Here is a 12,453-nt window from a genome sequence, read left to right on the forward strand (position 1 = left end):
TAGCTATTTATAGAAACTGGTACTTGCCACACTAAAAATACTAAGGACACCACATGTTAAAAATTTTAGGGCGCGATAACTCCATTAATGTTCGCAAAGTCTTATGGTTGTGCGAAGAATTAAATCTTGAATATGAAAGAGAAGATTGGGGACGAGGCTTTCGCTCCGCTCAATCACCTGAATATTTACAATTAAATCCAAATGGTCAAATTCCTGTTGTTTTAGATGGCGATTTAGTCCTTTGGCAGTCCAACAGTATTATCCGTTATTTGGCAAATGCTTACGATAAAGAACATCAGCTTTACCCTACTCAAGCGAAAGAAAGATTCTTTGTTGATCAGTGGATTGATTGGCAAGCCATCGAGCTGAATAACAGCTGGACTTATACCATTATGTCTCTCTTGAGACATTCTCCAGATCATCAAGATCCAAACTTATTACAACAAGGTATTGATGACTGGAATCATCATATGCAGATTCTCGATCAACAACTTGAAAAAACTCAGGCCTATGTTGCTGGTTCACAATTTAGCTTGGCCGATATTCCAATTGGTCTGTCTGTACAACGCTGGAAGGCCACTCCTTTTGACCATCCAACGCTTAAGAATGTCGACCAATATTTTGAACGTTTAAATCAACGTGCGGGTTTCTTAAAATGGGGCAATAACGGCGAACCTTAATTTTGAGCAAGCTTTAGTCCGAGTGATGGCGCTTCACGATGCCATCACTTAAAAGTTGATAGACTTGTTTTAAGTCATCTTGATTTGCTTGAGCTAATAAGTCTTGATGCATTGCCAAGATATTCTGATCTCCCCGTACTGCAGGCCCAGTTTGCATTTGTTTCGGATCATTTTCAGTCGCTTTTTTAGCTGTTTCCAAAATTAAAGGATAGAGCAAGCCAAAGTCCACCTGCTCTTTATCTACAACCTGCTTTGCCATATCAAAACAATAGTTACTAAAGTTACAAGCAAACACAGCTGCCAAATGCAAAGTTAAACGCTGTTTTGAGGTGTATTGATATACTCGTTTACTTAGGCTATTTGCTAAATCTGAAAGTAGTTCTTGATCAGTATCTGTTACCGCTTCAACAAATAGCGGTGTTGCAGACCAGTCAACGCCTCTTTCAAGGCTAAATGTTTGTAATGGATAAAATACCCCTGCTTTTTTGTGCACATGACTGATGACTTCAATATCTGTGCTACCAGAGGTGTGAACCATAAGTGTTTCAGGAAATAATTCATGAATCTGGTTTGCAAGGTCAGCAATAGCACTATCTGAAACTGATAAAATAATAAGATCGGTCAGTTGAAATTCGCGAAGAGACTGACATGCTTTTGCATGAAATTGCTCTGCAAACTTTTGGGTTTTATCAAAATCACGCGCATAGACTTGTACGATGTGATGTCCTTGAGCTAACAGTACCTTTGCTAAATGAAAGGCAACTCTCCCACTTCCAACCAAACTGATTTTCATATCAACTCAACACTATTTGTTTCAACAAAAAAGCTTCTCAAAATGAGAAGCTTTTTTCAAATTTAAATAACTAATTTTTCATAAATCAGAATATTATTGAGCTACTGAAAACTCGATACGACGGTTTTTAAAGCGTCCTTCTTCTGTTGTATTCTCTGCAACAGGCTGATCAGAGCCATGACCTTGTGCAACTAATTTAGATCCATCTACACCTTTAGATGTTAAATAGTCGACTACTGCTTGAGCACGGCGTTGTGATAAAGCTTTATTTGCCGCAGCGTTGCCTGTTGAATCGGTATGACCACCCACATTTAATTTTACATTAGTCACTTTACTTAAGAGTGCTGCAGCTTGATCAAGAATGGCTTTGTTATCTGCAGGAATATCACTTGAGCCACTCGCAAAGTTAATGATTTGTAAGTTGAGTGCTTTTACTAATGCATTTACATCGACATTGTTCGGGTCAATTGAGCTTAAAGCTGTTTGCGAAGCACTTAAACTATTACTTACGGATTGCTCAGCTGTTTGTGGGGCTGTAGAAACAACTTCAGTGTGAGGAACAAGCGCTTTTACTTTAGCAGTTAATGCTGCTAACGCTGCTGCATCACCTGCTTTCAAAGTAATTTTGTCACCTACCCATTCTAAAGATGCATTTGGCACACCTTTTAAGGCACCAAGCACGCCAGCAAGAGCATCTTTATCTGTAAATCCAGCTGCATATGTTTGACTGGTATCAACGTTACAATCTTGGGTTGATGAGAAAACCTGTTTAACTTGAGTTTGTAGTGTTGCTAAGAATCCTTGATCTCCAATACCTGCCTGACACTGGCTCACAGCACCTTTATCATCTGTGCTTAATGTTAAACTCGCGGGTGCAGCTGCGGTAGTAGCTTCAACACCACTTGCACCCGTTGGTTCTGGTGCTGGCACAGCCTCCTTATGTTGGCAAGAACGCCATAACCAAGCAATGATAAGACCCAGAATAATGAGTGCAATAATAGGCAAGAATCCACGAGATTTGCCTGTATTTTCAGTCGCAGCGGCAAGTGGTGGTGCTGTTGACGGTGTAACAGAAGACAAGTCTGCACCAAGCCCTAGTGGCGCTAATAGGCCAACAGCCCATCCCGGTAAATGTGAACGAATTGTTTCGGCATGCTGACGTAAATAATTCACAATACTTTGTTGATCATTTCCGGCAACATCCGAAATTGCATTAAGGCTGGGTTTAATTGCACTATTGAGTGTACTTTCGATTTCATTATTTGGTGCCGTACCGCTTAAATGAGTAAGTACCGTATTCTTGATTTGGTCATTATGAGAAAAGAGGTCTGATAATGAAGGAGTCAAACTATTTTTTAATTGTCCAATAAGATCAGGTTTAGCAGCTAACAATGAAAGTAAAATTGGATAAAACTTAGATAAAGCATTCGATTTTTCGCCTAGGTATCCGTCCTGATTATTTAATATAGTTGATGATACTTTTTCTTTAAGCAGTTCTATAGGGTTTATCGACATTGGTTATTCTCCCGAATTTTATACGTCGTAACCAGCAACTTTTGATTATTCAAATACTTCTCTTTGCTGATAGTTTTTTATTCTAATCTGCGTTCAATCTTTTATTGTTTTTTAAATAATTTATATACAAATTTGCATCTAGTCTTTACAAAACAGGCAGATCTTATTGATCTACCTGTTTATATTTTAAATTTACTTTAAATAACCACTTTATCAGTTAGCAAAAGTTTGAAGTACTTTACCGCTAAGGTTTTGGCCCAACAATGGAGTATTTTTCCCTTGCGATAAAATCGTGTCTTTGCTTACTGTCCAGCTTAATTCAGGATCGACTAACACCCATCCTGCTTCATCTTTCCAACGCGTAGTCATATTAGCAACCTGCGCAGGTACGCTCGTCACTTTTTCCACCCACTCTAAAGGTTCAAATAAGCCTTCATTAATGAGTTGAATGCCTAAAGATACATAAGTATCAAAAGCAGTAATGCCCGGTTGAGTTTCAGCAAATGGTGCCATTTTTGCGGAGCTGCTTAAAGGTTCATGATGCGTACAAATTGCATCAATCACGCCCTCTTTTAAACCTTGACGTAAAAGTTCTTTATCTTGCTCAGAACGCAATGGTGGACGAACATGTGCTAGCGAATTGAAACCATCAGTTAAGTGTTCAGTTAAATGCAACTGATGCATTGCTACATCGGCAGTCACAGGTAAACCTTTTGCTTTTGCTGCGCGGATTAATTCAACCGATGCACCACAAGATAACAAACCAAAGTGGGCTTTTACGCCAGTTGCTTCAATCATAAGCAAATATTTCGCAATCGCCACAGTTTCAGCAATTGCCGGAATCATTGGCAAACCTTGGCGAGAAGCAATAAAGCCTTCGTGTGCACATCCGTCTTTAGCAATCTGTGGCTCTTCAGCATAAAACACAACCGTTAGACCAAGACCCGCTGCATATTCCAAGGTACGAATAACTACATCGTCATTTTCAAAAGCAGCATTCGCATTAGAAACAGCAGTACAACCACCTTTTTTCAGGCCCGCCATGTTTGCTGGTTGCTTACCATTTAAACCTTGGGTCTGAGCACCAATGATATGCATGTGAATGCCCCCATCATGCCATGCCTTTTCAATCAAGCCATGAATGAGAGCACCGTTGTCTTGTACAATCGGCTTTGAATCAGGTGGTGTAATAACATGCAAAATACCATTGGCAAGTGCTGCCTTACCTTCTGATTTCAATGTCCCATGTTGTTGTTGACCCGGTTCACGCAAACGCGCGCACAAATCAACCATGGTTGGCATTAACCATTTACCTTGACCATCAATGGTTTGTTCAGCTTGCGCTACTGGAGCAACCAACTTGCCATTTTCAATATATACAGTTTGTACGCTGTCTGTTTTTTGGATTGGGTCTAACACACGTACATTTTCAATTTTTACAATACTCATGTGATCCATTCCTTATAACGTAATCGCTTCAATTAAACCTTGCTCTTGGAGTTGGCCTTGCATCGATAACGCCAATACGGCCATACGAACTGCAATGCCATTGGTTACTTGTTTCAAAATAACCGACTGATCTCCATCAGCAACACTTGAATCAATTTCTACACCACGATTCATTGGTCCCGGATGCATCACAATGCAGTCTGGTTTAGCTAAACCAAGACGTTCTTTGTTTAAGCCATACATTCTGTAGAATTCAGACTGTGAAGATAATGCTGGAGAGTCAATACGCTCGTTTTGAATACGTAAAGCAATAATCACATCACAATCAGTAATGCCTTCATCCATCTTGTTGAACAAGCGAACGTGCTCGCCATATTCCGAAAAACCCACTGGCAATAATGTATTCGGTGCAATCACACGAATATCTTTACAACCTAGAGTTTGTAATGCAGCCACATCCGAACGTGCAACGCGAGAGTGTTTAATGTCCCCGATAATGGCAACGCTTAAATCTTCAAATGGTTTTTTAGTTTCACGGCGAATGGTCAGCATATCAAGCATCGCTTGCGTTGGATGTGCATGACGTCCATCCCCTGCATTAATAATCGCGACCTTAGGACATACATCTTTAGCAATAAAATGTGCAGCACCCGAAGATGAATGGCGAACAACAAAAATGTCTGCAGCCATTGCTTCAAGGTTCCAGAGCGTATCGCGTAGAGTTTCACCTTTTGAAGTGCTTGAACGTGCAATATCAATGTTCAGTACATTGGCAGACAAACGTTTTGCTGCTGCTTCAAAAGTAGTACGGGTACGGGTGGAGTTTTCAAAGAAGAGATTCATAACCGTCAATCCCTCTAAGAGCGGACGGTTAATTAAATTATTATTATCATCTAAAAAGCTTTGTGCGGTATCTAAAATCTTAGTGAGGTTTTCTTTTGAAAGCCCCTCAATGGTTAAAAAATGTTTTAAATTTCCGTCTTGATTGAGCTGAACCTGGCTCGGTTGATGCAACGCTGCAATATGCATAATGGATTCCTATGGGTCGAATCGCGAAAACGTGCATAGTGTAGCTGAATTCCGCTCTTTTCGCAGAAGAACTTTACAGAATAAGGCCCTAAATTAACCAGAAAATTTAGGACCTTGATCTAGATTATCTCAAGGCACCAATATAATGATGTGGAACTTGTGCTCGATAAATGTCTTCGGCACTGATTTCTGAATCTTCATCATCGTTAACAACAGTAATTTTTTCTTTTTGAGAAAGCTCCGGTATTGTGTCAACCAACGATTTTAATCGTTCAACGCATCGTTTTAATTCGTCGTCGTCCGACTCTAGTGCAAGCCCAATAACATATTTTGCATAATCTTTATTTTGAACCACATACAGGGCATCTATTACCCGCCCTGTCACCCTACGCATGCGTACATATATTTGTGTAGCTACTGAGAAAGCATCTGCATTAGAAACAAAACCATTCCCCATCATGTCTTTCATTTATAATTACCCCATTAATCTAAAATAATAAAAATGGTTAAAAAATAGCTGTGTTTGTTAAATAAATAACCATTGATAGGATTGACTTAGCAAAATACATACCACTTTTACTGTATTAATCTTTAAAAATCAGTTTATTGGTTGGATTATGATAGGTTGCAATAATTTAAAAACCTTTACACATCAAAATAAGTTAAACTTTGCATCGTTAATATTTATATGTTTTGGTCAATCGAGTTTATGAATACCTCTTTACGTTTAAACCACTATTGGATTACTTGTGCTGATGGTTTAGAAGCCCTCTTACAAGAAGAAATAGAACAGCTTGGCACCAAAGTGACAGAACGTAAAGCAGGACGTTTAATCATTGAAGGGACGCTTGAACATGCTTATCGCATCTGTATGTGGTCGCGTCTTGCTTCACGTGTTTTACTTCCAATTCATACTTATGAACTCGAACATACACATGATGCACGTGATGTAGCTGAAGAGCTTTATGAAGGTGCGATTAGCTTTGACTGGTCACTTATTTTTGCACCACAAAGTACCTTCGCAATTCGCTTACATGCAGAACGTGAAATTAAGGTTAATACTCAATTTGCAACACTTCGAGCAAAAGATGGTGTTGTCGATTCTTTCATGGAAGCTGTAGGTCGTCGTCCGAGCATTGACACCAAACAACCAGAAATTACGTTATATGTTTTAGCAGGTAAAACCGAACATACTTACTGCTTAGATTTATCTGGTGATTCATTACATAAACGTGGTTACCGTCGTTATATGACGGATGCACCAATCAAAGAAAACCTTGCGGCGGCAATCTTACAAAAAGCTCAGCTTCAACAACGTAAGCCAGAGATTGTGCTCGACCCAATGTGTGGTTCTGGTACATTTATTATTGAAGCATTAATGATTTTGACTGACCGTGCGCCAGGACTTGTTCGCCGTTTTGGATTTAATGGTTGGCATGGTCATGACCGCGAACTTTGGCTTTCAATTAAAGCTGAAGCAGCAGAACGTCATGAAAAAGCACTTGAATTACCTTTACCTAAATTTTATGCCTACGATGCAGACTGGGAAGCTGTAAAAGCAACCCGTGAAAATATTATTGCGGCTGGCTTTGAAAAAGTATTAGGTCAAATTCAGATTGAAGAACGTACTTTAGCGGATTGGCCTGATTTTTCAGCTGAAGGCAAAACTGCATTTATTGTGACAAACCCTCCCTATGGTGAACGTTTAGGTGATAAAGCATCTAACCGCTCTCTTTACCTAGGTTTATCTGCGCTTTTACAAAAACATTTCCCAAATCAGTATGCAGCAATTATTGCAGCGCAAATTGAACAAGCTGATGTTTTAGCATTTGAAGCACCTGAAACTTTACGCTTAATGAATGGTAAATTACCGATTTACATTCGCTTTGGTTCAATTAAGCCAGAAAAAGTTACACAACCATTCTTAGCAACTTGGCAAGCTCAACCTATTGAAATGGAAGAAGCTCAAGATTTTGCTAACCGTTTGCAAAAAAATATGACTGCCTTGAAAAAATGGGCAACGAAAGAAAATGTCTATTGCTTACGTTTGTATGATGCAGACTTACCTGACTTTAATGTCGCTGTAGATTTATATGGCGATCGCTTACACGTTCAGGAATATGCACCACCAAAGACAATTGATCCTGAAAAAGCAAAGAAACGTTTTAATTTAGCACTCGCTGCAATTCGTGCTGTTACTGGTTTAAACCGCGATGCCATCTTTATTAAGACACGTGCGCGCCAAACAGGTACAAATCAATATACAAAACAAAGTACTGCCTCAAAACGTTTTATCGTTCAGGAAGGTAAAGCTAAAATTTTAGTTAACCTGACAGATTACCTAGATACAGGTTTATTCCTTGACCATCGTCAAATGCGTTTACGTATCGCTCAAGAAGCGCGTGGCAAACACTTCTTGAATTTATATAGCTACACCTCTACAGCAAGCTTACATGCTGCTTTAGGCGGTGCCGCAAGCACGACAAGTGTAGACTTATCTAATACTTACTTAAGCTGGTCAAAAGAAAACTTCGTTTTAAATGGCCTGACTGTAGATCATGCAGATGAACAGCACATGTTCTTTGCGAGCGACTGTTTTGAATGGTTAAAAGAAGGTCATGAACAATACGACCTTATTTTTATCGATCCACCGACATTCTCAAACTCTAAAAAGTTCTACGGTACTTTCGACGTCCAACGTGACCATGTTTCACTCATTAAACGTGCAATGAACCGTTTACATAGTGAAGGAACACTCTATTTCTCAAACAACTATCGTGGTTTTGAAATGGACGAAGAGATCGAAGCTATTTTTCAGGTTGAAGAAATTACTTCTGAGACCATTGGCCCTGATTTTAAACGTAATCAAAAAATCCACCGTGCATGGAAAATCCAGCATCCTGGCCTAGACCAATATTAATAAGACTAGAGGTTATTATTACTTCACGGTAATAATAACCTCACCATGAACATTCTTTGATTCAAAATCATATTTGGTAAAGCGGTCTGCTCTTTCTGGTAATGCCATCATTTCCAGTTTCTTCTTTTCCTTACTATCGATAACATTGTTTTGTTTTTGCTCTTGATAAGGTGAAAGTACACTTGTTCTAAGTGCATCCCATCGGACTTGTTGTAAATAATTATCCCCTAACACCTGACGTGCCTGTTGCTGTTCTGTCATTGGTTTCTTAGCATCGTCTTGAGCTTTCGCAATAATTACAGGCAAAGCTGCATTTACCGCCCCTGTTTGCGTTGCCAAAGCCCCTTCACTTAGAGGCTGCGCAGCCCATACATTAATTGGTATCATTGAAATACAACCTAAAATACACAGCGCAGGTCCTTGTTTATTGTTCATTGCATTTATCCTAAATTGTTATTGTTTGTTATATCGAACAAAATTAACAATTTTTTAAACATGTCGCAATGTTATGAATAGATTTCCCGACAATTAACATTGATCAATTTAAAACCAGAAATATTTCCCAAGCATTTTTCAAATATTAAGCCTTTTTATAGATTTTTATCTTCGACTTGAATCACACCTTTAAATCACTTACTGTGATTTTATAATTTTCTATAATTGATTTTAGTTATAAATAAACACCATTCGAGGTGAAATAATGCTTCAGTACTGCTGCCAACTATTAGAAGATCGCCAGCTCAAAATTGCTTTTATTGAGAGTGCGAGTTCCGGTTATTTAACAAGTCAGTTTTCTATTCACAAAAATAGTGGTGCAGATATTTTACTGGGTGGCTTAGTTAGCTACGACCCAAGCATTAAAATTAGTATTTTAAATATCGATCCAAAGTTAATAGAGACTTACACAGCAGAGTCACCGCAAGTCACGGAGGAAATGTGTAGGCTGGGTCAAAGCTTATTTCAACAAGCTGATATTATTGTCAGTTGTACTGGGCTATTAAAATCTGGCGGAAGTGAAACCCCAGAAAAGCCTGTAGGTACATTTTTTATTTGTATGTCTTATCAAAAGCATATTTACCATTATCGTTATTTTTTATCTGGTCACTCAGAACAAAAGTTAAAGACATTAACTCAGAAAGTTTCAGATGCCATAATTGCTTTACTCACTTCAACTATAAAAACTGATTCACCATAAAAAAAAGAGAATATGTTTCCATATTCTCTTTTCGGTTTTAGCAGACAAAGCTTAGCTGAGTTTCATTTTATCGAAGACTAAATGCCCATTTTCGCCTTTGACTAGAATAGTATCACCTGCGACAAAATCACCCGACAAGATTTTTTGTGCTAATGTGTTTTCAATCTGTTGTTGAATCGCACGTTTTAATGGACGCGCACCATATACAGGATCGAATCCAGCATCAATCAATAAATCAAAAGCAGTGTCATCTACAGTTAAACTCATGTCACGATCAACAAGACGCGAACGTAATCGATCCAACTGAATATCGGCAATGCCACGAATTTGTGCTTTTTTGAGTGAATGGAAAATCACAAGCTCATCAATCCGGTTAATAAATTCCGGACGGAAATGCTGACTTACCGCATTCATTACAATGGTACGCACTTCATCGTCTGTTGCACCCTCGCCTAGCTCACGTACATCTTGTGAACCTAAGTTCGAAGTCATCACAATTACCGTATTTTTAAAGTCTACTACTCGACCTTGTGAGTCTGTTAAGCGGCCATCGTCCAATACTTGGAGCAAGATATTGAATACATCTGGATGCGCTTTTTCAACCTCATCAAACAACACTACGCTATATGGCTTACGGCGAACAGCTTCAGTTAAAACACCGCCTTCTTCATAACCGACATATCCTGGAGGTGCACCAACCAAACGGCTAACCGAATGTTTCTCCATGAATTCACTCATGTCGATACGAATCATGGCATCATCACTGTCAAACAAGAAGTTAGCCAGCGCTTTAGTCAACTCAGTTTTACCAACACCTGTTGGACCCAAGAACAAGAACGAACCACTAGGACGATTCGGGTCAGACAAACCGGCACGTGAACGACGTACTGCATTCGACACCGCAACAACAGCTTCATCTTGCCCTACAACACGGTCATGTAAAAACTCTTCCATATGAAGGAGTTTTTCACGCTCGCCTTGCATCATTTTAGCAACCGGAATACCTGTTGCAGCACTAACAACTTCAGCAATTTCATTTTCAGTCACTTTAGTACGAATCAGTTTTGGCTCTTCGTTTTCTTCTGCAACCTCGTCTTGCTCGAGTTGTTTTTGCAACTCTGGAATTACGCCATACTGTAAACGTGCTGCCTCAGCCAAATCACCTTCACGCTGAGCTTTCTCAAAAGCAATACGCGCTTTATCAAGTTCCACCTGAGCCTGTTTAGTACCTTCTACTAAAGTTTTTTCAGACTTCCAGATTTCTTCAAGATCGTTGTATTCTTTCTCGACTTCAGCAATCTGTTTTTCAAGATGAGTGACTTCAGCTTTACTGCCGACATCTTCATCTTTTTTCACAGCTTCCAATTGCATTTTCAACTGGATTAAACGGCGATCAAGCTTATCAAGTGCTTCAGGTTTAGAGTCAATCTCCATTTTGATACGAGAAGCTGCTTCATCAATCAAATCAATTGCCTTGTCTGGTAATTGACGATCGGTGATGTAACGATGAGACATTTTCGCCGCAGCAATAATCGCAGAGTCTAAAATTTGCACACCATGGTGAGTAGCATATTTTTCTTTGAGTCCACGCAAAATCGCAATCGTATCTTCAACACTTGGTTCATCAACCAATACTTTCTGGAAACGACGCTCTAAAGCAGCATCTTTTTCAATGTATTGGCGATATTCATCTAATGTTGTCGCACCCACACAGCGCAATTCACCACGTGCTAATGCAGGTTTTAACATATTCCCTGCATCCATTGCGCCATCGCCTTTACCAGCGCCTACAAGCGTATGTAGCTCATCAATAAAGAGGATGATTTCGCCTTCGTGTTTCGCCAAATCTTTTAAAACTGCTTTTAAGCGTTCTTCAAACTCACCACGATATTTAGCACCAGCCAGTAATGAACCCAAGTCGAGGGATAAAACACGTTTATTTTTTAATCCCTCTGGCACTTCACCATTCACTATACGCTGCGCCAAACCTTCAACAATAGCGGTTTTACCTACGCCCGGCTCACCAATAAGAACAGGGTTGTTTTTGGTACGACGCGATAACACCTGAATGGTACGGCGAATTTCATCATCACGCCCAATGACAGGATCAAGTTTTCCAGATAAAGCACGCTCTGTTAAATCAATCGTATATTTATTCAGTGAGTCACGTTGGTCTTCGTGATTATTACTCATGACTTTGTCATTACCTCGAATATGTTCAATTACTTTACGTAAGCTGTCGGGAGTTACGCCTACCGCGCTTAAAATACTTTTAGTTTCGCCGGTCTCTGCCAAACCCAACAACACCCAATCAGTTGATAAAAATTCATCACCTGCTTTCTGTGCATATCTGTCTGCCAAATTAAGTGCTTTTACAGCTTCTGGGTTTAAGTTGACATCACCCGTTGGATTGGCAATTGTCGGTGCATCTTTTATAGCCTGTTCAAGTTTCTGTTTAAGTTCAGGTAGCCGTGCACCTGCTTGTTGCAACAAACTAATATTTGATGGCTCTTCTAACAAGGTAGACAAAATATGAATACCTGCGATAGCGGTATGGTCCTTACCCATCGCTAAAGATTGAGCATCTGAGAGGGCTTGCTGCAAGCGGTTTGTAAATTTTTCAAAACGCATTCTTGTTATTCCTCACAACAAATTTGTACTTGTCTAATAGATGGGAACACTTCTTCGAATTTCAAATAAATTTTTATATATTTTTCATAATGTTATAAAAATAACAATGAGTAAAACTCCATTATAATATGGGATTGTTTTGTATATATTTCAAGTACAGTTCAGCTACATTTTATTAAAATGCTTGAATATTTAGATTCATGCTTATTCTTACTACGCTTTTCACAAAGTCTTCATTGAG

Annotated in this window: 10 protein-coding genes; 3 read left to right on the plus strand and 7 right to left on the minus strand. The window is 39.2% G+C overall.

Annotated elements, in window-relative coordinates:
- The first annotated feature begins 53 nt into the window (after positions 1-53).
- Complete coding sequence (locus KTJ10_RS03675) at positions 54-680, plus strand: glutathione S-transferase family protein (protein ID WP_069122659.1); 627 nt, start codon at positions 54-56, stop codon at positions 678-680.
- Positions 681-693: 13 nt separating this feature from the next.
- Here KTJ10_RS03675 and KTJ10_RS03680 read toward each other — a convergent pair whose 3' ends face one another.
- From KTJ10_RS03680 to KTJ10_RS03700, 5 genes are all read right to left on the minus strand, one after another.
- A complete protein-coding gene (locus KTJ10_RS03680) occupies positions 694-1,473 on the minus strand; it encodes a Rossmann-like and DUF2520 domain-containing protein (protein WP_262441376.1) in 780 nt (259 codons plus the stop codon).
- A gap of 93 nt (positions 1,474-1,566) precedes the next feature.
- Entirely contained in the window at positions 1,567-2,988 is a 1,422-nt protein-coding gene (locus KTJ10_RS03685; protein WP_262441377.1) for an OmpA family protein, read from the minus strand.
- Positions 2,989-3,201: 213 nt separating this feature from the next.
- On the minus strand, positions 3,202-4,437 hold the full coding sequence (locus KTJ10_RS03690; protein ID WP_262441378.1) for a dihydroorotase: 1,236 nt from the start codon (positions 4,435-4,437) through the stop codon (positions 3,202-3,204).
- A 12-nt stretch (positions 4,438-4,449) separates the two neighbouring features.
- Positions 4,450-5,466, minus strand: a complete 1,017-nt coding sequence (locus KTJ10_RS03695) for an aspartate carbamoyltransferase catalytic subunit (RefSeq protein ID WP_002121555.1) — start codon at positions 5,464-5,466, stop codon at positions 4,450-4,452.
- Positions 5,467-5,590: 124 nt separating this feature from the next.
- On the minus strand, positions 5,591-5,935 hold the full coding sequence (locus tag KTJ10_RS03700; RefSeq protein WP_014206195.1) for a hypothetical protein: 345 nt from the start codon (positions 5,933-5,935) through the stop codon (positions 5,591-5,593).
- A 240-nt stretch (positions 5,936-6,175) separates the two neighbouring features.
- On the opposite strand from KTJ10_RS03700, the gene rlmKL reads away from it, so the two are divergent.
- Positions 6,176-8,386, plus strand: coding sequence for a bifunctional 23S rRNA (guanine(2069)-N(7))-methyltransferase RlmK/23S rRNA (guanine(2445)-N(2))-methyltransferase RlmL (gene rlmKL, locus KTJ10_RS03705; RefSeq protein WP_199978422.1), 2,211 nt, complete (start codon positions 6,176-6,178; stop codon positions 8,384-8,386).
- Positions 8,387-8,404: 18 nt separating this feature from the next.
- Here rlmKL and KTJ10_RS03710 read toward each other — a convergent pair whose 3' ends face one another.
- Entirely contained in the window at positions 8,405-8,821 is a 417-nt protein-coding gene (locus tag KTJ10_RS03710; RefSeq protein WP_199992618.1) for a hypothetical protein, read from the minus strand.
- Between the two features lie 265 nt (positions 8,822-9,086).
- Here KTJ10_RS03710 and KTJ10_RS03715 point away from each other — a divergent pair, with 265 nt between their 5' ends.
- Entirely contained in the window at positions 9,087-9,581 is a 495-nt protein-coding gene (locus KTJ10_RS03715) for a CinA family protein (protein WP_262441379.1), read from the plus strand.
- A gap of 51 nt (positions 9,582-9,632) precedes the next feature.
- Here KTJ10_RS03715 and clpB read toward each other — a convergent pair whose 3' ends face one another.
- Positions 9,633-12,212 carry an ATP-dependent chaperone ClpB gene (gene clpB, locus KTJ10_RS03720; protein ID WP_086264406.1) on the minus strand — a complete coding sequence of 860 codons (2,580 nt, stop codon included), beginning with the start codon at positions 12,210-12,212 and terminating at the stop codon, positions 9,633-9,635.
- Between the last annotated feature and the right edge of the window lie 241 nt (positions 12,213-12,453).

The organism is Acinetobacter sp. WU_MDCI_Abxc222 (assembly GCF_025514755.1).
GTDB lineage: Bacteria > Pseudomonadota > Gammaproteobacteria > Pseudomonadales > Moraxellaceae > Acinetobacter > Acinetobacter geminorum.